The 25,722-nt window shown below is 43.1% G+C and carries 25 protein-coding genes; 22 read left to right on the plus strand and 3 right to left on the minus strand.

From position 1 onward, the window contains the following. The first annotated feature begins 46 nt into the window (after positions 1-46). The 9 genes from AC4PHB_RS00420 (at position 47) to AC4PHB_RS00460 (ending at position 7,295) form a co-directional block, all read left to right on the plus strand. Positions 47-1,114 carry an NADH:flavin oxidoreductase gene (locus AC4PHB_RS00420; RefSeq protein WP_492136719.1) on the plus strand — a complete coding sequence of 356 codons (1,068 nt, stop codon included), beginning with the start codon at positions 47-49 and terminating at the stop codon, positions 1,112-1,114. Between the two features lie 83 nt (positions 1,115-1,197). Next, on the plus strand, positions 1,198-1,683 hold the full coding sequence (locus tag AC4PHB_RS00425) for a ferritin-like domain-containing protein (protein ID WP_492136720.1): 486 nt from the start codon (positions 1,198-1,200) through the stop codon (positions 1,681-1,683). Positions 1,684-1,734: 51 nt separating this feature from the next. Beyond that, positions 1,735-2,289: an isochorismatase family protein gene (locus tag AC4PHB_RS00430; RefSeq protein WP_492136721.1), complete on the plus strand. Its 555-nt coding sequence runs from the start codon at positions 1,735-1,737 to the stop codon at positions 2,287-2,289. Positions 2,290-2,306: 17 nt separating this feature from the next. After that, positions 2,307-2,627 (plus strand): thioredoxin family protein, encoded by a 321-nt coding sequence (locus AC4PHB_RS00435; protein WP_492136722.1) that lies wholly within the window; start codon positions 2,307-2,309, stop codon positions 2,625-2,627. Positions 2,628-2,719: 92 nt separating this feature from the next. Beyond that, a complete protein-coding gene (locus tag AC4PHB_RS00440; RefSeq protein ID WP_492136723.1) occupies positions 2,720-3,202 on the plus strand; it encodes a CBS domain-containing protein in 483 nt (160 codons plus the stop codon). Between the two features lie 120 nt (positions 3,203-3,322). Beyond that, a complete protein-coding gene (locus AC4PHB_RS00445; protein WP_492136724.1) occupies positions 3,323-3,724 on the plus strand; it encodes a DUF2177 family protein in 402 nt (133 codons plus the stop codon). Positions 3,725-3,748: 24 nt separating this feature from the next. After that, entirely contained in the window at positions 3,749-5,533 is a 1,785-nt protein-coding gene (locus tag AC4PHB_RS00450) for a DAK2 domain-containing protein (RefSeq protein ID WP_492136725.1), read from the plus strand. A gap of 11 nt (positions 5,534-5,544) precedes the next feature. Then, positions 5,545-6,315, plus strand: coding sequence for a DUF1295 domain-containing protein (locus tag AC4PHB_RS00455; RefSeq protein WP_492136726.1), 771 nt, complete (start codon positions 5,545-5,547; stop codon positions 6,313-6,315). A 35-nt stretch (positions 6,316-6,350) separates the two neighbouring features. Continuing rightward, positions 6,351-7,295, plus strand: coding sequence for a YbgA family protein (locus tag AC4PHB_RS00460; RefSeq protein WP_492136727.1), 945 nt, complete (start codon positions 6,351-6,353; stop codon positions 7,293-7,295). A gap of 11 nt (positions 7,296-7,306) precedes the next feature. Here AC4PHB_RS00460 and AC4PHB_RS00465 read toward each other — a convergent pair whose 3' ends face one another. Further along, the gene (locus AC4PHB_RS00465; protein WP_492136728.1) at positions 7,307-8,836 is read right to left on the minus strand and encodes a hypothetical protein; all 1,530 of its coding nucleotides are present in this window, start codon (positions 8,834-8,836) and stop codon (positions 7,307-7,309) included. A gap of 150 nt (positions 8,837-8,986) precedes the next feature. Between AC4PHB_RS00465 and AC4PHB_RS00470 the strand changes: the two genes are divergently transcribed. The 3 genes from AC4PHB_RS00470 (at position 8,987) to AC4PHB_RS00480 (ending at position 10,719) form a co-directional block, all read left to right on the plus strand. After that, a complete protein-coding gene (locus AC4PHB_RS00470; protein ID WP_492136729.1) occupies positions 8,987-9,280 on the plus strand; it encodes a hypothetical protein in 294 nt (97 codons plus the stop codon). 187 nt (positions 9,281-9,467) lie between these two features. Then, positions 9,468-10,235, plus strand: a complete 768-nt coding sequence (locus tag AC4PHB_RS00475) for a J domain-containing protein (protein ID WP_492136730.1) — start codon at positions 9,468-9,470, stop codon at positions 10,233-10,235. Between the two features lie 13 nt (positions 10,236-10,248). After that, the gene (locus tag AC4PHB_RS00480; RefSeq protein ID WP_492136731.1) at positions 10,249-10,719 is read left to right on the plus strand and encodes a methylated-DNA--[protein]-cysteine S-methyltransferase; all 471 of its coding nucleotides are present in this window, start codon (positions 10,249-10,251) and stop codon (positions 10,717-10,719) included. A 45-nt stretch (positions 10,720-10,764) separates the two neighbouring features. Here the strand turns inward: AC4PHB_RS00480 and AC4PHB_RS00485 are convergent, their stop codons facing one another. Continuing rightward, complete coding sequence (locus tag AC4PHB_RS00485; RefSeq protein ID WP_492136732.1) at positions 10,765-12,054, minus strand: L-cysteine desulfidase family protein; 1,290 nt, start codon at positions 12,052-12,054, stop codon at positions 10,765-10,767. Positions 12,055-12,279: 225 nt separating this feature from the next. On the opposite strand from AC4PHB_RS00485, the gene AC4PHB_RS00490 reads away from it, so the two are divergent. Next, the gene (locus tag AC4PHB_RS00490; RefSeq protein ID WP_492136733.1) at positions 12,280-14,013 is read left to right on the plus strand and encodes a sigma-54-dependent Fis family transcriptional regulator; all 1,734 of its coding nucleotides are present in this window, start codon (positions 12,280-12,282) and stop codon (positions 14,011-14,013) included. A gap of 64 nt (positions 14,014-14,077) precedes the next feature. On the opposite strand, the gene AC4PHB_RS00495 is transcribed toward AC4PHB_RS00490, so the two are convergent. Continuing rightward, positions 14,078-14,305, minus strand: a complete 228-nt coding sequence (locus tag AC4PHB_RS00495; protein ID WP_492136734.1) for a hypothetical protein — start codon at positions 14,303-14,305, stop codon at positions 14,078-14,080. A 281-nt stretch (positions 14,306-14,586) separates the two neighbouring features. Here AC4PHB_RS00495 and AC4PHB_RS00500 point away from each other — a divergent pair, with 281 nt between their 5' ends. The 9 genes from AC4PHB_RS00500 to AC4PHB_RS00540 all read left to right on the plus strand — a co-directional run bounded on the left by AC4PHB_RS00500 (position 14,587) and on the right by AC4PHB_RS00540 (position 25,722). Beyond that, entirely contained in the window at positions 14,587-15,735 is a 1,149-nt protein-coding gene (locus tag AC4PHB_RS00500; protein ID WP_492136735.1) for a baeRF7 domain-containing protein, read from the plus strand. 140 nt (positions 15,736-15,875) lie between these two features. Further along, entirely contained in the window at positions 15,876-17,075 is a 1,200-nt protein-coding gene (locus tag AC4PHB_RS00505) for an SPFH domain-containing protein (protein WP_492136736.1), read from the plus strand. Between the two features lie 16 nt (positions 17,076-17,091). After that, the gene (locus AC4PHB_RS00510; RefSeq protein ID WP_492136737.1) at positions 17,092-18,126 is read left to right on the plus strand and encodes a TFIIB-type zinc ribbon-containing protein; all 1,035 of its coding nucleotides are present in this window, start codon (positions 17,092-17,094) and stop codon (positions 18,124-18,126) included. Then, positions 18,120-18,944: a TPM domain-containing protein gene (locus AC4PHB_RS00515; protein WP_492136738.1), complete on the plus strand. Its 825-nt coding sequence runs from the start codon at positions 18,120-18,122 to the stop codon at positions 18,942-18,944. Before AC4PHB_RS00510 ends, AC4PHB_RS00515 begins: the two co-directional genes overlap by 7 nt. Further along, positions 18,944-19,798, plus strand: coding sequence for a sulfurtransferase (locus tag AC4PHB_RS00520; RefSeq protein WP_492136739.1), 855 nt, complete (start codon positions 18,944-18,946; stop codon positions 19,796-19,798). The genes AC4PHB_RS00515 and AC4PHB_RS00520 overlap by 1 nt, the downstream gene beginning before the upstream one ends. 106 nt (positions 19,799-19,904) lie before the next feature. Next, positions 19,905-21,410 carry a 4-alpha-glucanotransferase gene (gene malQ / locus AC4PHB_RS00525; RefSeq protein WP_492136740.1) on the plus strand — a complete coding sequence of 502 codons (1,506 nt, stop codon included), beginning with the start codon at positions 19,905-19,907 and terminating at the stop codon, positions 21,408-21,410. Next, positions 21,388-23,751 (plus strand): glycogen/starch/alpha-glucan phosphorylase, encoded by a 2,364-nt coding sequence (locus AC4PHB_RS00530; RefSeq protein ID WP_492136741.1) that lies wholly within the window; start codon positions 21,388-21,390, stop codon positions 23,749-23,751. The genes malQ and AC4PHB_RS00530 overlap by 23 nt, the downstream gene beginning before the upstream one ends. Positions 23,752-23,869: 118 nt before the next feature. Next, positions 23,870-25,198, plus strand: a complete 1,329-nt coding sequence (locus AC4PHB_RS00535; protein WP_492136742.1) for a sugar ABC transporter substrate-binding protein — start codon at positions 23,870-23,872, stop codon at positions 25,196-25,198. Between the two features lie 65 nt (positions 25,199-25,263). Next, positions 25,264-25,722 carry a hypothetical protein gene (locus AC4PHB_RS00540; RefSeq protein ID WP_492136743.1) on the plus strand — a complete coding sequence of 153 codons (459 nt, stop codon included), beginning with the start codon at positions 25,264-25,266 and terminating at the stop codon, positions 25,720-25,722.

Here is a 25,722-nt window from a genome sequence, read left to right on the forward strand (position 1 = left end):
TAGAACTAAGGGTATAGCTGAAGAATTATTTAGAAAGGTTGATATCATGACAGGAGTATTTGAACCTAGGTACATAAGAAAATTAAAAATAGAAAATGGCTTGGCACTGCCTCCAATGGTAGCCTTTGGATATGCTGAAGAAAGCGGCAGGGTATCTGACAGAAATGTCGAGCACTACTCTAAGATTGCGCAAAATGGGATTGGCTTGATAATAGTCGAAGCAACCTGTATAAGTCCTGAAGGGAGACTAGACTCCAGACAGCTGGGTATTTGGGATGACAGCTTTATTGAGGGACTTTCCAGAATATCAGACGTGGTACACGATGCTGGAGGCAAGGTATTTATACAGCTCCATCATGCCGGAATGAAGGCGAAGAAGGATGTTGCACCAGAACCCTTTACATCTTCAGACTATGATGATGGTAGGATGAAGGGAAGGGAAATGACACTTGATGAGATAAAAAGAGTCAAAAGCCAGTTCAGAGATGCAGCATTGAGAGCCAGGAAAGCCGGCTTTGACGGAGTTGAGATACATGGTGCACACGGCTACCTGTTGACTCAGTTCTTCAATTCGAAGGTCAATAATAGAAATGACGAATATGGAGGAACCTTTGAGAACAGAAACAGGCTGGCTGCAGAAATATATAGAGATGTAAGAGAAGCTTGCGGAGAAGATTTCGTAATAGGCATAAGAATGGGGTCCAACGACGACAGCCTTGAAGAATCTATCGAAAGAGCCAGGGTTTTTGAAAACTTGGGCTTTGATTATCTCAATATTTCTACTGGCTTCGATGGAACTCGTTCAATTGATGAGGTACCGGAGGGTTTTCCCTGCAATTGGATCGTATATGGCGGAGTTAAAATCAAAGAAAATGTCGGTATACCAGTAATCGGAGTCAATATGATAAAGGATGAAAATCAAATTGAATATCTGCTAAGTAATGATCTTCTCGACTTTGCTGCCCTTGGAAGAGCTCAGCTAGCCGATTACAACTTTGTGAAGCACATGAAAAATGACGTCCGGATACTGTATTGTCTTGAGTGTAAGCCCTGCAAATGGTGGACAGATGGAAGTGAATGTCCAAGACAGATCCAGGCTTCAAGACAAATCTGAAAAAGAGGTGTTACCCCGGCAAAGACAGGGTATACATAAAGGGTAATGTATGAAGTATCAAACCATACTAAGGAGGCTGAAAGATGAATAACGTAGAATTTGCGATTCAAATGGAAATCGACGGTCAAAAGTACTACCTGGAGCAGGCAGAAAAAAACAAGGGTACAGAACTTGAAAAGGTTTTTGTAATGCTCGCAAAGGATGAGGAGAAGCATGAAGCATTAGTAAGAAACTATGCCAAAGCCGTAGAATACGATTTGTCCGAAGAAAATGCAATCACTGAGTTCAATAACGTATTCAAATCTGCAGAGGACTTCAAAACTGAGCTAAAGGGGATGCCGGAGCAGATAGATGCCTACAGAATGGCGCTTGGTAAGGAAAAGGAAAGCATTGAGCTTTATCAGAAGATGAAGGAAGAGGCTGCTGATGATAAGGATAGAGGACTTTTTGATTATTTGATAAAGCAGGAAGAATATCACTTCACGATTTTCGACAACCTGGTCCAACACCTTCGTATAGCAGAGGAATGGGTCGAGGACGCTGAGTTCGGGAAAAGAGAAACATACTAAAGCTATGGACAGCTGCGTGACTGCAGCTGTCTTTTCAAAAGGGAGATAACTATGGATAAAAGCATGATAGTTGTGGATTGCCAGTTTGACTTTATCTACGGCAGCCTTGCATGTGAAAAGTCAGAGGATGCAGTAAGAAGAATAGTAAGGTATATAAACTCGAATAATGTGATGCCACTATACTCCATGGACTGGCATTCCCGTGAGAATAAAAGCTTCGGAATCAATGGAGGGACATGGCCAGTACATTGCGTACAGGGCGATGAAGGAGCAATGCTTCATGATGATTTTGACAGATCCGTCTCGTTACCCTGGCAAAGGCCAAACGAAGGCAATGTATTCAAGAAGGGGATGGACGACGAGACAGAAGAGTATTCAGCGTTCTATGCGGTAAGGGAAGACGGGAAGAGAATAAATGAAGTTTTGACGAAGAAAGTCGTCGTGGCAGGTATAGCTACCGAATTCTGTGTGAGGGAGACGGTGCTGGAGCTTCTTAAAAATGGTTATGAGGTCGAGCTTCTCACCGGCGGGTTGGGATACGTAGATAAGGAAAATCACAAGAAAACATTGGAAGAGCTGAAGGAGCTTGGTGTAATACTTATTTGACGGATTGGAGAAATATTATGGAAGATAGCAGAGTATTTTGGATAAAGGATCAGACTGAGTTGGATGAGTTTTCAGCTAGGGGAAGATTCGTATTATATTTCAGCTCGAAGGACTGTAATGTATGCCATGCAGTATTTCCAAAGCTGGTCCAGTTGTTGAAGGATTACCCGATAGATATCGGGAGGATCGATGTGAATGAAAGTAAAAAGCTAGCAGGTCAAAGTCTAATATTTAGCATACCTACAATCATTGTATTCGATGAGGGAAGAGAGATACACAGAGAAAGTAGATTTATTGACTTCGCAGGTATGGAGAGACTTTTCAGTATCATGTTCTAATAGACTTCATTTGGAGTCTATTTGTTTTTGAGGATGTACTGTTGGGTATCTATCTTGTGACCAAATCAAACACCTCAAGGGGGGGACTGGATATGCTGGTTAAGGATATAATGGCAAAAGAGGTCATAACGGTAAAATCAACAGACACTGTGGATACGTGCGCAAATCTTTTATTCAATCATAATATCAGCGGATTGCCCGTACTGAATGATGAGGGTAAGCTTGTTGGTATAGTAACTGAGGGTGATCTGATCAGAAGGGAGTCGAAGATCCAGGGACCAGCTGTATTGGAGATATTGGGAGGGATAATATACCTCGATACACCAAAGAAGTTTATGGAGGAGCTAAAAAGGTCTATGGGGCAGTTGGTTCAGGATGTAATGAGCAAAAAACTTGTCACAATTTCTCCTGAGGCTTCTGCAGAGGAGGCTGCTACCTTGCTTGTTCAAAATAAGATCAAGCGGCTTCCGGTTGTAGATAAATCCGGGAAGCTAGTAGGTATAATCTCCAGAAGGGATATTCTAAATTATCTTTTCCCTCCTGGAAATGTTGATGACAATTTAGAAAAAGAGTGATAACACAGCTAAAGCCCCTGTTTTATAGATAAAAACAGGGGGTATTTATGTCTGGAATACTTTATTGATATAATATATAAAAGATAATCTATCTATTACAGAAATGAAAGGAATGTTCAAATGGCATTTATAAAAACCTATTTAGTAACATTTATAGTCTTCTTCGCAATAGACCTGGTCTGGCTTGGAGTCATTGCAAAGGATCTTTATAGAAAGCATCTTGGATTTCTGATGGCTGATAAGGTAAATTGGTCTGCAGCCGTCGGATTCTACATGCTGTTTATTTTGGGACTGATTTTCTTTGCCCTGGATCCTGCTCTTAAAAAAGAGAGCCTTACCTATGCAATACTTGTAGGCGGGTTCTTTGGCCTCGTCACCTATGCAACTTATGATATGACCAATCTTGCAACACTTAAAAACTGGCCTGTGTATATAACAGTGATCGACATCGCATGGGGAACCTTTCTGTGCAGTATGACTACTGCAGGAAGCTTCATTATTCTACGGTTGCTTGGCAGATAAATGATTTTTTAGGGGGACGCATATATGACAATCAAACAGTTGAATGGAGAGAACATCTATAATGCATTCCTTTCGGGAGCTAAGGAGGTTATCAGTCAAAGGAGCGAGCTTGACAGAATAAATGTTTTTCCGGTTCCAGATGGAGATACAGGTTCAAATCTTGCATTTACGATGTTCACCATCGCAGAACAATCAAGACCCGAAAGCACGGTAAAAAAGACCATGGAATCAATTGCAGAGGCTGCATTGAATGGGGCCAGGGGAAATTCTGGGATCATCTTTGCCCAATATGTCAACGGGCTGTATATGGAAATGGATGACTCAGAGGATATTTCCATAGATTCCTTCTCTAAGACTGCCATAAATGCTGTAGAGTACGCATATAAGGCGATCTCAAATCCTGTCGAGGGAACCATGATAACCGTGATTAGAGATTGGGCTGAGTCACTAAAAGGCTTTAAGGAAAAATCTGCAGACTACTCAGAGCTAATAGCCTTGTCACTGGAGACTGCAGCTGAGTCACTGAGGAAAACACCCGAAAAGCTTAAGGTACTAAGAGACTCACACGTAGTCGATTCAGGAGCAAAGGGCTTCGTACACTTCCTCGAGGGATTCCTTGAGTTTGTTAAGACCAGGGTACCTGCAAGCTTTGATTTTGTAGGAGGAAATGAAGTCCTGCAGCACGAAGAAATCCATGCAGGAGATCATCTGGAGCTTAATGGAAGATACTGCACCGAGGCACTGATAAAGGGGAAGGAGCTGGATACTGAAAGGATAAGAGAGACTCTGGCAGACTTGGGAAGCTCATTTATAATTGCCGGAAATAAGAACAAAGCAAGACTTCATATCCATACTGACAGACCAGAGGAGGTTTTCAGGAGACTTAGAGGCTTTGGGACGATCCTTCAGCAAAAAGCTGACGATATGGTAAGGCAGTTTGAGGCGACCCACGATAAGACCTATGACATAGCACTCGTCACTGATTCTATAGCCGATCTGCCAAGAGAGATAATGGATAAGTATAAGATCCACATGCTGCCATTGAACCTTATAGCAGAGGGGAGCAGCTATCTGGATAAGGTGACCATATCTCCCGAGTACTTCTACAGGATGATGGATGAGATAGAGGAATATCCTACCTCAAGTCAGCCTGGATTAAAGGAGACAGAGGGATTATTAAGGTTCCTTGCATCAAACTATGAGAAGATAATTGCCATTACTGTTTCTGATAAGATGAGTGGAACGCTGAATACCTTCAGGAAAGCTGCGGCCAAGCTCCAGATAGAGGACAGGATAGCACTCGTTGATTCTAAAAGAAACTCAGGGGCGGAAGGCCTTGTGGTAATGAAAGCCGCAGAGGATATCCACAATGGACTGTCCTTTGAGAAGGTACTGGTTAATATACAGAAAAACATTGAAAGAAGCGAAATATACGTAAGCGTCACTGACCTTAAATACATGGTCAGATCAGGAAGGATCGGTAAGGTTGCAGGCTTTGCAGCAAATGCAATGAACTTCAAGCCTGTTGTATCAATCGATGGAGAGGGTAAGGGAACCATAATAGGAAAAGCCTTCAGCGTCGATAGCAACACGCAGAAGATAAAGGATCTCGTCTCCAATATCCAGAAGGAGAAGGGAATAGAAAGATACTCAATAGTTCATGCCGATGCAGCTGAAAGAGCTGAGGCTTTTGCGGAATATATGGTTAGGCTTACAGGAAAGCAGCCTGAGTATACTATGGATATATCGACAATTGTGGCAATGAGCGCTGGAATTGGAACTGTTGCGGTTGCTCTTATAACCAACTAAGGAGGGATAGCTTGAAGGATTACACGATAGTATTGGCAGCTCTACTTGTATTCTTTACAATTGCATTTTCTATTGCACAAAAGAGAAAAAATAATGGCTTGATCGATATAGCATGGGGTATGGGCTTCGTAGTAGCAGCACTTACCAGCCTCACAATAACCTCAGAGCCATCAGTAAGGGGATTTCTACTGACATCGCTCGTTCTCCTATGGGGTTTAAGGCTATCCTATCACCTTTTCAGAAGAAACTGGTACAAGGAAGAGGACTACAGATACAGGGCCATGAGGGAAAAATGGGGAGATTCAAATCCGTATGTGACCGCATATTTTAGAGTTTTCATGCCTCAGCTGATACTGCTTTTTATAATAGTTCAGCCTGTTTTAAGGGCAAATCTGAAATCAGGAGGTCCTCTTGGTCTTCTTGATTTTACTGGATTGGCCATTTGGATCTTAGGCTATTTCTTCGAGGTGGTTGGTGACTGGCAGTTAAAACAATTTATCAGCAAGCCCGAAAACAAGGGACGGCTAATGAAGTCGGGACTTTGGAGCTACTCAAGACATCCAAATTACTTTGGAGAAGCCACCATGTGGTGGGGGATTTTCATCATTGCATCATCAGTTCCGGGAGCCCTTTTCACAATTGTAAGCCCGATTCTTATTACCTATTTGCTGCTATTTGTTTCAGGTGTACCTTTATTGGAGAAAAAGTATCAGAATCATCCCGAATGGAAGGAGTACGCAGAGAAAACGAGCATCTTTTTACCCATGCCCCCAAAGAAATAGTAAATTGAGTTGACAATATATCTCAGGAGGATCCAATGGAAGGGAAACCAAGAGTAGTGGTAAGCAAGTGTATGGGCTTTTGTCATTGCAGGTACGATGGGCAGACCCTCCCGGACAAATTCGTTCAGGGTCTTGAACCATATGTGGACTATATAAAGGTATGCCCAGAGGTAGAGATAGGCTTGGGTGTACCAAGAGAATCGGTAAGACTGATATTTGAAAATGACCGGCTTGAGCTTTATCAGCCAGGCTCCGGTCTGATACATACTGAAGAAATGGATAGGTATTCCCATGAGCTTCTATCCAATCTGGGTGAAGTGGATGGCTTCATTCTGAAGGGCAGATCACCATCCTGTGGGATAAAGGATGTAAAGGCCTATTACGGAAGAGAAAAAGGAGTTGGATCCTTCAAGGCTGTTGGACGATTTGCTCAGCATGTTTTTGACTACTTTCCCAATTCTGCGATAGAGGAGGAAGGCAGGCTTACGAATTTTACGATCCGAGAGCATTTTTTGACTAAGCTGTATGCAAACATGAAGCTTAGAGATGTTGACACAATGGGCAAGCTTGTGGATTTCCATTCCAGCTATAAGTACATCCTCCTGGCCTACAATGAAAGCGAGATGCGTACGCTTGGAAAAATTGTCGCAGATGGCGGCAAAAGGGACATCAAGGATGTTATGAGGGATTACAGGGAGCATTTTGGGAGGGTTTTATCCAAACCTCCCAGAGACAAAAGTTATGTAAATGCTCTTATGCATATAATGGGCCATTTTTCTGAAGAGCTTATTCGAGATGAAAAGGAATTTATTCTGGATTCCTTTGAAAAATTTAAGAGTGGAAGAGTTCACATTGGCGTACCTGTAAACCTTCTCCGCAGCTATGTGATCAAGTATAGAAAAGAATATCTTTTGAAGCAGGTCATCTGGGAGCCTTTCCCTGAAAAGCTCCTGGACATAAGGGACACTGGCAACAAATAGAAATGGGCATCCTAAAGGGTGCCCATTTTTTTGATGTAGTCGTTGATTTCTTTTATAGTATTTTCCTTACCGGATTTGTCCGGAGTCACTTGCTTAAGCTGGAGATTCATGTAGTTCCAGAAAGCGGACGTCATACCATGCTCGTTGATGGCAAAAGTTATCGAAGGGATGCTGTATTTCAAGACGAAGAGTCCTACATTTTCCTTGATATATATTGAAAGATCGTTATCTGAATTATCAAGTAGGACCACGTTGTAGTTATCATGATGCTTCAATAACGAAACGATATTTTCAAGATGGGCCTTTATGGTGTACTGGTCATATGGGATCTCCTTCTCAGAAAACATTGTTGAGAACCCTATGGGTATCCTCTTCTCTTTAATTTCCTCAAGAGCAGGAAGTACAACGATTTCTGTTATCCTATTGGTTGCCAGGCTTTGGATCAATCTATTTAGCCGTGCCCTGTGAAAGGTTACCATGGACGCCTTGTCAGGATGATTCAGCTCCTTGAGGATCCTCTCCAGCAGGAACTGTGGGAAGGTAAATGATGATAAAATGCGAGACCTTATCATTATATCGCCTTCTTCATTTTCAAACTCTACCATGGACTCCAGGTGCTCTCGGGAAGATATTGGATTGAATATTTTCATTAGAGGTCTGCATTGTCTTAAAAAATCAATAAACTCAGCCTCGTAGGCTCTAATTGCGACTGGGTCTGTGAAATAGTTATTTACTGAGCTGCTTGAGACACTTCCCACTGAGTTCGATATCAAGGCACAGGTCTCCGGTGCGATGAACATAGTCCTTCTAAAAACTCCATCCATTGTCTTTGGATAGTACATTGGCTCTATGCGGCCTGTCATATAGAATGGTAGCCATTCCTTTATGGCGGTGAGCATCTCATCAAGGGATCTGCTTATTGTGTGAACGATTTTTACGTTGTTTCCTCTCTTCAATACCTCAAAGAACAAGGCTGCCCATTTAGCAGTAAAGACAGGATCTCCAGCAAGCCATTCCAGATCCTCATTGCTGTAAAGAAGGAGCGTTTGCGGTGTTGGGGATTGTATTATTGCCGACAGGAATCCCAGCACACATTGCCTTTTTCCATCAATCCCCACATAAGTCCCTGCATTTAAACTCTCCAGCTGAAGTCCCGCAGCTTCGGTATTCATGGATTGAGGTTTTTTAAAGCTGAATTCGTCTATATTCTTGATCAGCGATACTATAGAATCATCTGATGCAGTGTCCTTATTAAGAAGCCATGAAATCATCAATCCGGATATGCTTGCCGGGTCGGTGGATACTTGCCTCTGGCTGATACCTAAGAAATCAAACAAACCGTCCCTTTGATAATCTTCTGTACACCTCTTTGAAAGGAATCTTGATATAGGTTCTATATAATCCTCATTTTTTGAAGGCTTTCTGGTTCCTGATCTAAGCCTGCTGACGAAGGAAGGGTCCATAGCTATGTGTCTTGCCAGCAAACTATTGCTTGTATTGGTTAGCTTCATTAGAAAATCAAGCTTTTCATTAAATTCCACAGCCTACACCTCCTGAGTATAGTATACCAAAGAGGGTTAATCATTTCCATAAAATTTGTCATAATAGTTGCCATAATTTGTCATTGACTAATGGCAATTCTCTGAGGCAGTTGGTATTATTTGGGTAAAATTATGCTGGAGGTGTAGTATATGAATTACCTGGTTCACTTAAAAACAGGTTTTTTTAGAACAATAAACTTCAGTATGAGTCTTGATGAGCCAGGAATAAACTTTGTCCCAGCTGATACTATAGGGGAACAACAGATATGTCTTCCTTGGGACTCAATATTTGAGATATGCTTTTTGGAATGGGAGAATTCGATTGAACTCGACATTCAGACCTCCAATGGCACGTACCTTGGAATCGTAAAGGATCAGGAACAGGCCAGAAGGCTTGCAAATGAGTTAAAAGAGTATCACAAAATCAGGGTCAGATATCAGTAGTACATTGGAGTAACTTAGTAAGTTTAAGATTGTTCGATGAACGATCTTTTTTTTATTTTACTGGCAGTCCAAAAGTAAAAGAACGTCCCTCAGAACCAGTCATTACTAAGCCCTTGATTGACACAGTCTTTAAAACAAAATACAATGGAATCAGACTTCAGCTTATTTTAATGAATGGAGAAATTTAATGACGATAATCAAGAAAATAACAGGAAAGGTCATATATGGCTTTGGTCAATTTTTGTCTGTGATATTCGACTTGTTCATCTGGATAGCAGAGGCGGCAGTAGGCCTTGTTGCCGGTATAGCGAGGGCGTTAGCCGCACTTATCGGGATGGGAGGGTGTCTGTTGATACTTCTCTTGTCGACTCCCGTTGGTCTTGTGCTGCTTCTAAATCCAATAACCCTTATGGCTATAGTTTTTTTTGTTGTATTCCCAATACTGGGTTATAAGTTCATATCCTTTTTGAAGTATCTGAAATACATAGTTACTGAATATTTATTCGACCTGGGCAGCTACCTGATGGATGGAAAGGGTCAGTACAAGAGCTTCTCCGAGTACGGACACAAGTATCAGCGAATGGAGGAGGAGAGGATAAGTAGGGAGAGAGCTGAAAGGCAACAGCAGCAGCAAAGGGAATGGGAGGAAAGGTTCAGACAATGGCAAAGCTATCAGCAGCAGGGCCAGCAGCAGGGTGGCTACTACAGACAGCAGCCTTATTCCAATCCGATAACAGAGTTCAGGTCAAGGTATGAGACTGCATGCTCTACCCTGGGATTAGGGACGGATACAGACAAATATCAGGTAAAGCTTGCTTATAGAAAGAAGGCAAAGGAATACCATCCGGACATAAATCATTCCCCGGACGCAACGAGAAAGTTCCAGGAAATCAACGAAGCATATGAGTTTTTAAGCGATGAGAATATTGAAAGATACAAACAAATGAGAAGCTAGGAGGTTTAGAGTGATGGAGAGCTTTTATAGCTGTGACACCGCAATAGGGGTATTGACCATAACTGAAAAATCAGGCTTTATAAACGGACTTTATTTTGGAGAGATAAAGCCGGATGGCTGCGAGAATATAAAAACTGAGCTTATAGCGAACTGCATTGCACAAATTGAGGAGTATCTCAATGGAAGCAGAAGGGAGTTTCAGCTTCCGATACTTATGGAGGGAACAGACTTCAGAAAAACCGTATGGGAAGCACTTAAGACAATACCCTACGGTGAGACAAGAAGCTATAAGGAAATTGCGATCCAGATAGGAAAGCCTAAAGCAATGAGAGCAGTAGGTGGTGCAAACCACCATAATCCCGTATCCATCATAGTCCCCTGACATAGAGTTATTGGAGCCAACGGTGGGTTGGTAGGATTCGGGGGAGGACTTGAGATAAAGGAAATATTATTGAAACTTGAACGAACAGGAAGTATAGAATAATCTATATTTATAAACAAGGGGAGCCGTTTGGCTCCCCAGTGTTATTTATACGCATTTTTCGATCATCACATCTAAAATAGCTTCATCGGTATTGCTCATGCCTTTAGTTGAAACGTGTGCAAGATTTCGGATGGATCCCTCAGGAGTATTTCCCAGGATTCCATTGTCGGAGGGTATCCGGATGTCAGACAGTGCCATTGAGGATGCATCCCTTGCCGCATCGACTGATATGGCAAGCTTATAAGCACAGCCGATCTTTGCTCCATCGCATAATATTCCGGATACGCCTGCGATCATATTATTGATCGAGGCCTCTATGTGCTCGACCTTTCCAGACTTCAGATAGGCAATACCTGCTGCGCAGCCCACACCTGCGGCCACACCACATCCACACACTGGGGTTAAAACTCCCAGGTGCACCTTCACGTAGATGGTCACAAGGTGACTAAGAGCTACTGAGCGAATGATACGGTCTCTTTCTATGCCAGTCTCCAGACCAAGCACAGAGATAGGAATAATCGCAACTAGCCCGTGGTTTCCGGACCCCGCACTGCTCATTACAGGCAGCGGATATCCCGTCATTCTCGCCTCTGATGCTGCTACTGTATATGCCTTTGCCTTGGAAAAAGGGTCGTTTATCTGAGCCTTGAAGTGCTTACCCATACCAAGGCCAATGTCCTCATTGATCCCGACATTTGCCAGTGAAAGATTCATCTCGATCCCATCATTGATAAAGGATAGATCCTCAATAGGGCACTCGTTAACGAAACTGACCAGCTTATCAATTGTAAATTCCTTGATCCTGAATCTGATTCCTTTGGTTTTAGTCTTTGTTTGCCGATCCTCAGCAAATGACTCATCCTTCTGATATGTAGTATGTCCATTCAACCTCTCAAGAAATATATTTGTGTGAGTATCCTTAATCTCTACCTCAGATATGCTTCCTTCCCCCCAAGCCGTGGCCTTTATGTAAAGGCTGGTAAGCTCTTTGTCAAGGATGACCTTTATTCTTCCAGCTTCGACCATCTCCTTGGATTTGGATATGCAGGGTCCATCCACAGTTTTAAGAACCTCAAGACCGTATTCTGAGTTGCCGCAGAAGATACCAAGAGCAGCTGCAAAGTCAAGACCTCTCTCGATAGTGCCCGGTATTCCAACGCCCATTCCATTTTTTAAAATATTGTTATTTACCACCAGCTCCATTTTTTCAACCGGGCATGCCAACAGCTCGGCTGCCCTTGCTGCACAAAAAGCAACTGCACCTGGTTCAGTACAACCAAGGGCAGGCTTGACCTGGTCCTTTAAGATATCGATCAATATGCGGGAATTTGTCATATTTCCACCTCCAAAGAGTATTAATGCAAATACCATGCCAAGATATCTTGAGTTAATAATGGCTTATCCGCTGAGTTCCAGACGTATGTCTAAAAAACAATTGCACTGATTTATCAATAATGATAATCTAAAACTGCAATAGTACTGAAAAAACATAAAAATGCTATTAAATTAGCTTATCAAATATGAGAAACAATTATCTGATTTGAGAAAGGAGTAAGCCCCATGAATATGCTCAACAATATAAGAGGCGAGCTGCAGCACATAATAGAAGCGCTTCATGCAGTCACAAATGTAGATATAACAATCGTTGATGAAAGCCTTGAAAGAGTCGTTGGTACCGGTCGGCACAGTGAGGCTATTGGAAGGGCTGCACCGAGCAATTCAGCCTTCCATAAATGTATTACAACAGGCGAACAGTACTTTATAGAGAATCCAAGACTCCACAGCATATGTGGCGATTGCGAAAGCAAGGAGGACTGCAGCGAGCTTGTCGAGATATGCCTGCCTATAAGCTACGAGGGGGATATCATAGGGGTCCTTGGATTATGCGCATTTGATGAGAAATCTAGAGATAATCTTCTAAACAATAGAGATGGTTATGAGAGGCTTGAGGATCAGCTCAAAGGAATAATAAATACAATGCTGAAGGAGAAAGATTACGGTAGACAGCTTGAGTACAGGTCGAGTGAGCTTGAGACGCTTATTAACTCAATAACAGAGGGCATTTTGATCATAGACGAAGCCATGAGAGTGGCATCAGTCAATGCATATTTATCGGAAAGAATGGATCTTGAGCAGGGCAGGCGATATCTCATAAGAGAGATACTTCCAGAGGCAATACTGGACAAGCTAAGCTCGAGGGGTTTTTCAGGGGAGCTTGGTCCAGTAAATATTCGAGGCGAAGAGTATATAATCCAGAGCAACCCTATCATTTCAGATGGCAGCAAGAGCGGATATGTGCTGGTACTTAGCGATTTTGGGAAAATGAAGCAATCTGTTCTCAAGTCCAGGAAGGAAAACGAGATAGTAACCTTCGAGGATATTTTGGGAGAGAGTGAAGCTATAAAAGCTGCCAGGAGACAAGCAATTCAGGTTGCCGGAAGCGATGCATCAGTGCTCATTTTTGGAGAGACTGGGACAGGAAAGGAGATTTTCGCAAAGGCAATACATTTTGCAGGTAACAGGAGTGAACAGATATTCCAGCCTGTAAACTGCGGCGCTATTCCTGAAAACCTAATGGAAAGCGAGTTCTTTGGGTACGAAAAAGGTTCATTTACCGGTGCCAGCTCAACAGGCAAGCTAGGAATTTTTGAAGTTGCCAAGGAGGGAACCCTGTTTCTGGATGAAATAGGAGAGCTTCCACTAGGGATGCAGGTCAAGCTTCTAAGAGCTCTTGAGCAGAAGGAGATAATACGAGTCGGGGGACATAGGGGAATAAAGGTCAATCCGAGGATAATATCAGCCACTCACAAGGATCTTGCCAAAATGACGCGAGACGGTTATTTCAGAGAGGATCTGTTCTACAGGCTTAATATTGTACCGTTGTTTATACCACCGCTCCGGGAAAGAGGCTACGATGTTCTGATACTGGCTAAAAATTTTCTTGAGCATTTCAGCAGAATCTATCAAAAGCCGCTTTACGGTTTTACTCCCGGAGCTGAGCGCTTGCTGTTGAAATACAGCTTTCCCGGAAACATCAGAGAGCTTAAGAACCTTATAGAATACTGCGTCATATTTTCAAATGAATCCAGGGTGAGCGAGGAATACCTTTCAAGAAAGATGACAATGTCGCAAAATATTGACTCTAAGCTTCTTTCTGAGCTTACAAAGGCTTATGAAAGAGATGTTATTCAATCAAGACTTCAGGTGATCGGGGACTCTGTAGACGCAAAAAAAGAGCTGGCAAAACAGCTTGGTATAAGCATTGCAACTCTTTACAGAAAGCTGGAGCAATAACTTATTATCACTATCTATGCCTGTTCCAGATATTATTTCAGCATTTCAGAACAATAAGCGCTTCTTAGAAAGCGCTTATAAAGTTTAATATCGTCGGGTAGTACAAAGCAAGGATCGATATAGCAGCACTGATCCAGAAAAATATCTTAGTGCCCTTGCTTGCATTCTTTTTTTCTATTACGGAATAGCCTTTATATAAAAGAACACCTGTAATCAATACAAATATAGGCTTATACTGTGTGAGATTAGAAAAATAAGCACTGCCTACAGATCCCAGACCCAGGGATGCCAAAATAAGGCCTCCACTTCAGCATAGGGATGCTGCTATAGCTGAAAAGATAGATCCTACGCCGAATAGCTTTTCTTTCATGGCACACCTCCAATACCCCATAGGGGTTTATTTTTTATTCTAGCATAACAAAGCACCATTTTCAATAAAAACATACTCATACCACCAGGGTATCCATAATGTTTTATTCTCTCTAAGAGTGGTAAAAGTATATTGAATAATAGTTTATCTGAAATTCAACACAAGGGATCGACGGGAATCAATGTATTGAAAGGAGATTAACTATGGAAAAAATCAGCTTTGACCTATTGAAGCAAATGATGGAGGAAGACCATAAGGGACTGGTCTCAATTTACATGCCCACATGGAGATATGGAAGTGAAGCTGGACAAAGCAGGATACAACTGAAGAATATTCTAAAGGAAGCTGAGGAAAGGCTTATCGAGATGGGCTTTGGAGGGAGAGAAGCAAGCGAGATCCTAAAACCCTGCACGATGCTTTTGGATGATGCTCTATTCTGGCAGAAACAGGACAAGACCTTGGCACTTTTCATCTCAGAAAATTCATTTAAGCACTACAAGCTGCCAATTGCTTCTGAGCAAACCCTGAGCGTATCCAACAGATATTACTTGCGACCACTCATTAAATACTTGTCGTCAGATACCAGGTTCAATGTTCTTACCCTCAGCCAGTCGGAAATAAAGCTATATAAAGCAGGCGCCTATGAGATTGAAAGGGTCGATGTACCTGAGATAGATGAGCTAGTTGAAAATTATATCCCGGCAAATGAGCTGCGCCAGGAAGCCACAAGTCCTAAGGGAGCAACAGGTGGTGCCACTTCCTACCTTCATGGCTACAATGAAATGAGCCAGACAGAAAAAAATGAGATATCCAAACATTTGAGAAGTATAGATAAAGAAGTATCGAGAGTTTTGAAGGATACCGGAGCACCTCTTCTGGTGTACTCGGTCGATTACATTTATCCTATGTATAGAGAAGTAAGCACTTATCCTCATCTGATGGAGGAGTCAATTAAGGGAAGCCCTGTAGGAGTCTCACCCCGGGATATACATGAAAAAGCACTGGAGATAGTTATACCCAGGTGTGAAGGCATGCTGGAAAGAGAAATTGAGAAATTCAACACCCTTAAGGGTACTGATTCTAAGCTGTCAAGCTGCGATGCAGCAGAGATCACAAGATTGGCATTGCACGGAAGAATAGAACGGCTGTTTGTCGCTGATGGCGTACAGCAATGGGGTTTTCTGGACAATGACACCGGCGAAATAGTAGTCGACAATAGCGAAGGCGAAAACCATATGGATATTCTGGATCGAGCCTTGCTGGCTGCCATGGAAAATGGTGGTAAGGTTTACGTTTTAGACAAAGAGAAGATGCCCGTACTTAAACCGGCAGCAGCGATCTTGAGATTCTGAAGAAATTAAACTGAAGGTGTGGTCCAAGGGGCTGCACCTTCATAAATGTTGACCATATAATTATTTGTAATTTTCAGCTGTGTTGGGGTATAGTTATATCGTGGGATAATTAGAAATATTAATATATAAGGAGGGCTATCATGGGATTGATCAAAGCAATCGGAAGTGCCATCGGAGGGTCTTTGGCTGACCAGTGGCTGGAGGTAATTGAACCTGATGACATGAGCGATAATACTGTTTTTACAAAGGGAGTCACAGTAAGGAAGGATGACAGGAGAGGCTCAAACAGAAAGGGAACCGAGGACGTAATATCTAACGGCTCCATGATACATGTTTACCCAAATCAATTCATGATGCTGGTGGATGGTGGAAAGGTAGTGGATTATACCGCCGAGGAGGGCTACTACAAGGTAGATGATTCATCGATGCCTTCATTGTTCAACGGAACATTTAAGGAAGCGCTACTTGAATCCTTCCAGAGGATAAAATTCGGTGGAGTTACGCCTTCAAAGCAAAAGGTTTTCTACATCAACCTACAGGAGATCAAGGGAATCAAATTTGGAACTCCCAACCCCTTGAACTATTTTGATGATTTCTATAATTCAGAGCTATTTTTAAGGACTCATGGAACCTACTCGATCAAGATAACCGATCCGCTATTGTTCTTTATGGAGGCCATTCCTAAGAACGAGGACAAGGTAGAGATCCAGGATATTAACGAGCAATACCTTTCAGAGTTCCTGGAAGCTCTCCAGGCAGCCATGAACCAGATGTCCGTTGACGGGATCAGGATATCCCACGTACCATCCAAAGGAAGGGAATTGAGTGCTTATATGGCTCAGATCCTCGATGAGGAATGGAAGAAGAACAGAGGTATGGAGATCCAGTCTGTAGGTATAGCAAGCATCTCCTACGACGACGAGTCCAAGGAGCTTATAAACATGAGAAACAAGGGAGCTATGCTTGGAGATCCCTCAGTCAGGGAAGGTTACGTACAAGGCTCAGTTGCAAGGGGTCTGGAGGCTGCAGGTTCGAATGAAGGAGGAGCCATGGGCGCATTCCTGGGAATGGGAGTAGGCATGCAGGGCGCAGGCTCGTTTATTGGAGCTGCAAGTCAATCCAACCAAAGACAGATGGAGGAGCAAGCTCAGAAGAACGAGCAAGCACAGCCCAAGAAAGCTAATGAGTGGTTCTGTACAGAATGTGGAGCCAAGAACAGCGGAAAATTCTGTTCAGAATGCGGAGCAAAAGGACCTGAGAAAAAAGCCTGCTCCAACTGTGGATATATTCCGGAAGGTGCAACACCAAAATTCTGTCCGGAGTGCGGCAATAAATTTTAGCTGCTGGAGGTAGAAAATGACAACCACAAGCTTTAAGTGTCTGAATTGTGGAGCAGGTATCCACTTCAATCCGGATCATGGGAAATTCAAATGTGAATACTGCCTCAGTGAATTCACAGAAGATCAGCTGAACAAGGGCTTTGTAGATGAAGCAGGAGATATGCCTGCTGAAGAGAAGGAGCACCTGATAAATTACCACTGCAACAGCTGCGGAGCAGACCTGGTAACCGATGATACTACCTCGGCTACCTTTTGCTACTATTGCCACAATCCGGTTATCCTTTCGGGAAAGCTGGAGGGGGAGTTCAAGCCTAAGAAGATCATACCTTTCAAAATCAGCAAAGACAGAGCTCAGGAGCTGTTTATGGAATGGGCTGGAAGGAAGAAATATGTTCCAAAGGACTTTACCAGTCAATCTCAGCTTGAAAAAATAACCGGGGTATATCTTCCCCACTGGAGAGTCGAGGCAAATGCATGGCTTGATTTCGTCGGCGAGGGAAGGGAAACTAGAGTCTGGCGAAATGGCAACACAGAATATACTGAGACTAAAAAATATGAGATAGTGCGTAAAGGAAATCTTGAGATAAATAACGCAGGAGCACTGGGCTTCGATAAGATCGATGCCAGGCTCTTAAATGGGATAGGACCATATGATGAGGAGGGTGCGATACCATTCTCTATGGGTTATCTTTCCGGCTTCTATGCCGAGCAGTATAACGTCCCAAGGGAAGACGTCGAGCCTATGGTAAGACAGGATCTGCAAAAGTATTTTGGATATATGCTTAGCGAAATCACTGCAGGATATCAGCAGGTTATTCCTCAGAAGAAGGAAATGGAGCTGAACCTCAAAAATTGGCATTTTTCGCTTCTGCCTGCATGGATACTGACCTATGGATACAAGGGGAAAACATATGTCTTCGCTGTAAACGGGCAGTCGGGAAAATCGTTCGGCGATCTGCCGCTCAGCGAGGGAAGGGTTTTCTCAACTGCAGGCTTGATTGCTGCAGTAGTATTCAGTGCCCTTGCAATAGGAGGGATGTTCCTATGGTAGCAAACAGAAGAATACTTTTACCATTCTTGATTCTTGCCCTTCTATTTTTTTCAAGCTTATCACTTGCAGCAGAAGCCGAAAGGCTTGTAGTCGACGACGCGATGCTGTTTTCGTCGTCAGAGGAATCTATGCTCGAGGAGACAGCTGCAGTTTTTTCAGACCAGTATGATATGGATATAGTTATAGTTACCACTGATAACGCTCAGGGAAAAAGTGCAAGAGAATACGCAGATGATTACTTCGATTACCAAGGCTATGGTAGAGGAGCTGATTATTCAGGGATACTATTTTTGATCGATATGGACAACAGGGAAGCATATATATCTACCTCAGGGGAAGGGATCAGGTACCTGACGGACGAAAGGATAGAAAGAATATTGGATGAAGTATTTGACTCCGGATTGACAGAGGGAGATTACTATGGAGCTGCATCCGGATTCCTGAGAAAGACGGAGGAGTATCTCCAGGCCGGTATACCCTCCGACCAACACACAGTTGAGGAAGGCAGCGAGGAAAACAAGTTAACTCTTGTTGAAGCTGCGTTGAGCTTTCTGGCATCACTGGGGATCGGAGGAGGCTTCTACGGATCTGTCAAGTCGGGGTACAGGATCAAGAATCCTCCAAATCCATTTTCATACAGGAACAACAGCATTGTAAATCTTGCCGACAAAGGAGACAGGCTGATAGATACGTCTGTTACCTCAAGAATAATACCAAGAACGCCCCCGCCAGGGTCAGGAGGTTCATCCTCCGGAAGGAGTACAGTCCACAGGTCCTCAAGCGGCAGGATGCATGGCGGAGGGGGAAGAAAATTTTAATGACAGAATGGAAGGAGAATACAATGAAGAACATCGTATCTGCAGAATGGCTTGTTGAAAATCTTAAAAAAGATGGAGTTGTAGTGCTTGACGTCAGATCTGAGCTTGGAAACCCTCACTATGGCTCTGATGCATATAAAGAAGGCCACATTGAAGGGGCTGTATATGTTTCGGTCGAGGATATTTTGACAGGTGAGGTGGCACAGCACGGAGGCAGACACCCTCTTCCTGATATGAACGAGTTTGCAGCGAATATCAACAAGCTTGGAGTTGACGATAAATCCAGCGTGATAGTCTATGATGACGGTGATTTGTCGATGGCAGGAAGGCTTTGGTGGATGCTTAAGCTCATTGGTAAAGAGGATGTGCGATTACTTGGCGGCGGGATCAAAAAATGGATCGAAAAGGGATATTCTGTATCCAAGACAGCAGCTCTTCCAAATCCTGGAGAAACCCTAACATTAAAAATAGACTCAAGCATAGAGGCTTCCATAGAAGAGGTCAAGGAAGCTCTCAAGGATCCAAAAGCATCTGTTATAGATTCTAGAACCAGGGAGCGATTCAGGGGAGATGTAGAGCCTATAGATAGGTTAGCAGGTCATATCCCGGGGGCTGTTAATTACCCCTGGACAGCTTTGACCGAAGGTGGAAGAGTGCCGGATATTGAAGAGCTCAAGGAACATTTCAAATCCTTGAAGGAATCTGAGCAGCTGATCGTGCATTGCGGATCCGGAATAACGGGTACTGTCAACATAATGTTTATGGAGGAGATAGGATTTCAACCAAAGCTGTATGTAGGAGGCTGGAGCGATTGGATATCCTATCCCGAGAATGAAGTAGCAACAGGTATGTGATAAAATACAATATATGTTTTCATGATACCCCATCCGGGGTATCATGAAAACATGTTCAACCGGTTGCACAAACGTGCATCAAACCCAAAACAAAGGAAGTGGATTTGTGAAGAAAAGAGAAAGCGGTATCTTATTAGGGATTTCATCACTTCCAGGGAAGTATGGTATAGGAGATTTTGGGAAGGAAGCCTATGATTTTGTAGACTTTCTAGAAAAGTCAGCTCAGCGGTACTGGCAGATACTTCCCTTGGGACCGACAGGCTATGGTGATTCACCATATCAGAGCTTCTCAGCCTTTGCTGGAAATCCATACTTTATTGACCTGGATGAGCTATTAAAGCTTGGATTACTGACAAAGTCCGATATTTACTCTGCAGGTTTTGCTGAGAACGGCAGGGTAGATTACAGTCATTTATATAAAGAGAAATACAGGCTTCTTAGGCTGGCATTCGAAAAAAGCAAGGGTTCTCTTGAAGGCGCTCTGGCTGGATTCTACGAGGAACACAGTTGGTGGCTCAGGGAATTTTCTGTTTTCATGGCAATAAAGGACAGTCAAGGCGGCAAGGGTTGGTCTGAATGGGATGAGGATCTTAAGCATGTCGACAGTCCTAAGGTGCTGGAATTTGAAAAAAGGGAGTCGGAAGGGATAAGCTTCTGGATTTTCACCCAATATTTTTTCCTGAAGCAGTGGCTGAAGCTAAAAAGCTATGCGAATGACAAGGGAATAAAGATTATTGGAGACCTGCCTATCTATGTTTCAGAGGACAGCTCCGACCTTTGGGCATACCCTGAGTACTTCAAGCTTGATGAGGAGCTTAAGCCAATTACTGTAGCCGGAGTACCTCCTGATTATTTTACAGCTAAGGGCCAGTTATGGGGGAATCCCATCTATGACTGGGACGCACTGGAAGAGTCAGGTTACGACTTTTGGATCAAAAGAATAAAACAAAGCATCCTGCTCTTTGACACCATAAGGATAGACCATTTCAGAGGCTTCGAGTCATTCTGGGAGGTTCCCAGCGGTGCGGAGGATGCGGTAAACGGTAAGTGGACCAAGGGACCTGGAATGAAGCTTTTCAATAGAATAGCTCAGGTATTTGGTGATGTCGATATAATAGCAGAGGATCTTGGGTTTCAGACCGAAGAGGTAGTAGATCTTATTAAGGCCACAGGATTTCCGGGTATGAAAATACTTCAGTTTGCCTTTGATCCGGAGGGAGACAATGACTACCTTCCGCACAATCATGACAGGAATTGCATAGTATATACAGGAACACACGACAACAAGACGGTAAGAGACTGGATAAAGACGGCACCAAAGGATTCAAGGGAATATGCAATCGAGTACCTGAAGCTGGATGATAATGACGAAGGCTACAACTGGGGCTTGATTAGGGGTGCCTGGGGTACGAATGCCTACCTTGCGATAGCTCAGATGCAAGACTTTCTTGATCTTGGCATGGAAGGAAGGATGAACGAACCGGCAACACTAGGGCAGAATTGGACCTGGAGAGTACAAAAGGAGCAGCTTACTGATAAGTTGGCGAAAAGGATATCCAGGCTTACCTGGATATATAGGAGGGGTAAGGATGATCAACCACGAGAATCTTAAGAAAAGGATCCACCTTTATTCTCAGACTACCTTCGGCTCAACCTTTGAGGAGCTGCTGGACACTGAAAAATATGTTGTGCTATCAAAAGCTTTAATGGAAAATGTACTTCCTTTATGGGAGGAGTCAAGGAGGTCACTTGGTGGAAAAAGGAGAGCCTTCTATCTTTCATCTGAATATCTTATGGGAAGGTTTCTTACCAATAACCTTATAAGCATGGGGGTCAAGGACGAGGTAGAAAAGCTTTTGGTTGAGATGGGCATAGAATATGATTTTATTGAGGAATCTGAGGAGGACCCTGCCCTGGGGAATGGAGGATTAGGAAGACTTGCAGCTTGTTTCCTGGACTCAGCTGCGACCCTGGGATACCCTCTTGACGGATATGGTATAAGATATGATTTTGGATTGTTCAAACAAAAGATCGTTAATAAGGAACAGGTTGAGGAAGCCGACAACTGGACAAAATATGGTGATCCCTGGGGAATCAGGAAGGTTAAGGAAACTGTTTTGGTCACCTTTAGAGGTGGTGAAATAAGAGCAGTTCCTTACGATTACCCTGTAATCGGGTACGGACATAAGATGATAAATAAACTGAGACTCTGGAAGGCTGAATCACTGGAGGAGTTTGATTTCAAGGCCTTCAACGACCAGAATTATGATCTTGCTGTAAAAGCTAAAAATGACGCAGAAAATATTGCTAAGGTACTTTATCCTAATGACTCCTATGAGGAAGGGAAGAAGCTGAGGCTTAAGCAACAGTATTTCTTTGTCTCAGCGTCTCTTCAGGACATCGTAAGAAGATATAAAAAGGAAAACAATAGTATTGAAGGCTTTGCAGACAAGCATGCAATCCAGCTTAACGATACTCACCCTGCAGTAGCCATACCCGAGCTCATGAGGATATTGACCAAGCTGGAGGGGATGGAGTGGCATGGAGCATGGAAGATTGTAAAGAATGTCTTTGGCTACACCAACCATACCCTTATGGCAGAGGCTCTGGAGCAGTGGCCGGTAAGGTATTACGAAGAGCTTATACCTCAGATATACGAGATAATCCAGCGAATAAACTATATGCTCCTCGAGGAGCTTGCCGGCTATGGAATAACCCATGATCAATTCCACAAGTATGAGATAATCCACAATGGCAATATAAGAATGGCATGGCTTTCAATTTATGGCTCAAAATCTGTAAATGGAGTTGCGAGGCTCCATACAGACTTGTTGATAAACCAGGAGCTAAGGGATTGGTACAGACTGTACCCATGGAAATTCAACAATAAGACCAACGGAATAACTCAAAGAAGATGGCTTCTACAGTCAAATCCTGAGCTTTCCCGTCTCATAAGTGAGCTTTTGGGAGGCGATGAATGGATTACAGATCTAGGAAAGCTCAAGAATCTTGAGAAATTCGCGTGGGATGAAGCTATTCTTGCGCGGTTCAGAGAGATCAAGCAGCTTAAGAAGTCACAGCTTATAGAGTATATCAGCCACACTGAAGGGATCGATCTAGACCCGGAATCCATATTCGACACTCAGATAAAAAGACTTCATGAGTACAAGCGACAGCTATTGAACGCACTCCACATAATCCATCTTTACTTCAGGATAAAGGATGCTCCGGAGTTTGATATCCACCCAAGAACCTTTATATTCGGAGCAAAGGCAGCTCCCGGATATGTAAGAGCTAAGGGGATCATAAAGCTTATCAACGATATCAAGGAGCTGGTAAATAACGATCCTGTAGTGAGCAAAAAAATAAAGGTAGTCTTCATACAAAATTACAGAGTATCCTGCGCCGAAAAGTTGTTTCCTGCAGCAGACGTATCAGAGCAGATTTCAACTGCCGGAAAAGAGGCCTCAGGGACAGGAAATATGAAATTCATGCTCAATGGTGCACCAACACTTGGCACCTATGATGGAGCAAATATTGAAATCGTAGAGGAAGCAGGAGAGGACAATAATTATATCTTTGGACTTCAAGTCGAAGATATAAAGGCTATGGGCGATACCTACGACCCCAAGTCTGTATACAACGACAACCCATTTCTTAAGCGAGCACTGGACTCGCTTGTAGATGGAACCTTCAGCGACGATTCTGGAGTTTACAGGGAGATATTCAATTCACTTTTGTACGGTGCAGACTGGCACAGGCCCGATAATTACTATGTGCTGAAGGATTTCGAAGAATACAGGCTTGCTCAGGAAAGAATTGACAATGATTACAGAAACAGTGTGGAATGGACTAGAAAATGCTGGTTGAATTTGGTAAATTCGGGTAAATTTAGTTCTGATAGGACAATTGAGGAATACTCAAAGGAAATATGGAGCATAGAAAAGGTATAGAATCCGAAGGGCTTTGCCCTTCGGTTTGTAAGTGGATTTAATAAGGGGAGATAATCCTCAATTAAATTATATTTTTTGGCTCATGCAACCGTATGCACAAAGAATAGGGGGAATGAAAATGAAAAAAAGATTTGCACTGGCATTTATCCTGGTTTTGGCAATGACCATAACAGCTTGTTCACCAAAGGCACCAGAGCCTGCACAGCCAGGTCCTGAGACTCCTGCAGTAGAAGGAAGCACTGCTACAATATCTGTACAGGCAGAATCAGGTTGGATGCCTTATTATGAAGCTGCTGTAGCAAGAGTATTGGAAAAGAATCCAGGAGCTACGATCAATCTAATTGAAACTGGATCCTTCGACCATCTTGATGTTCTTGATGCTACAGATGTTACAAATCCTGACGTAGCAGATGTTTTTGCTATTCCAGCTGACAGGATTTATGGCCTGTCCAACAATGAGGCTCTTGCAGCATTAACAGACGTAAAAGTGATGGCTGATAATATTGGCGGTTTTTCTGATTATGATGCAGGACTTGGAGGGAACCTTAAAGTAGACGGAGAATATCTTGCATTCCCGATGAATATCGAGACGTTGGTAACCTTCGTAAATACAGCTAATGCTGCATCAAAGGGCATAGACATAACCGGTTCTATAGAATTGACTGAGCTGGGATATACTGATATGCTGCTTCCGGCTTTTGATGCATGGTTTGGAGTTTCCTTTGCAAATGCAGCTGGGATCGAGCTCCTTGGACATGATGCACAAGGGAACCTCTACTCCGATTTTACTAAGGAATTCAGCGAATTGAACGATCAGCAAAAGGCAGTATTTACAGCTCTGTATGAGTATTGGAAAGAGCACTACACTAACGGAACACCGATGTGGGATGCAGATGCAGCCTGGGGCTACATGGACACTGAGTTTTCAACTGGCGGACAAACTGCACTCAGGATAGAGGGTCCATGGTCTACAGGAAGCCTATCGGCTCTTGCAGGCAACGGAGCTGATCTAGACATAATCCCAATAAATCAGATAACAGTTAAGGGCTATCCATTGGCACACTGGAAAGGCGGCTGGGGATTGGCAATAAACTCGAGAAATGAAGGCGACGCTGAAAAAATGGCTCTTGGAATGGCAATGATCGAAGAAATCGTAAATCCTGAATTTGCAGTAGATTTCTTCAAAGCAACCGGCAAGATACTTGAGAACGTTTCAGCAGACCAATACATGAACTCAGATCTTTCTGAGACAGATAAGAAGGTAATAGCTGCAGTCCTTGAGTCCTATGAGGCAGCTCCGGCTAGACCTTTGTTCACTGAGTGGGGTTCAGTATGGGATACCTGGAAAAATGGACTTCTTTCCTGGTCTGCAAACAATCCTCAAACAGTCGAGGATGCATATTCAGCTATGAAGGCATCGTTTGATGCCATGATGGCAAACTTCTAGGATAATAAACTTGGGAATAGGGAGAGATCCCTATTCCCATAACTTTAAATCAGGGATGTGTAGAAATGAAAAACAGGAGAGCCCTCGATCGGAGAGGCTTTTATATTATAGCTGGGATCTGCGCCCTATTAATACTTTTCAGTTCCCTTGAAGCCGTTACAAAGGTAAAGGACGTAAACATGTTCACTAAGTGGCACCAGGAGGCATACCCGGGGGAACAGGTAGCGACTTCGAATTTTTCGATATATCTTGTGGGGAGTATGGTCGAGTATTTTTTGAAAACGGCGTTTCCGGCTTCAATAGCGTTAACTGCATATTTTGCTATTGATAAATCCAAAGCATTTGGAGCGATGACGTTTGTTTGGCTTGTTATTTCATCAGGAGGAATCATATACCAAATACTTCAGCATGATTTCTACTCATTTTTCTATTACATAGGACTATTTCTTTATATTATACTTAATGTGAAGCTATATTCTATCGCTTTACAGGGTACCTACAATTCATCTGAGGGTGGTGATTGA

This window comes from Gudongella sp. QWL-04 (assembly GCF_058683975.1).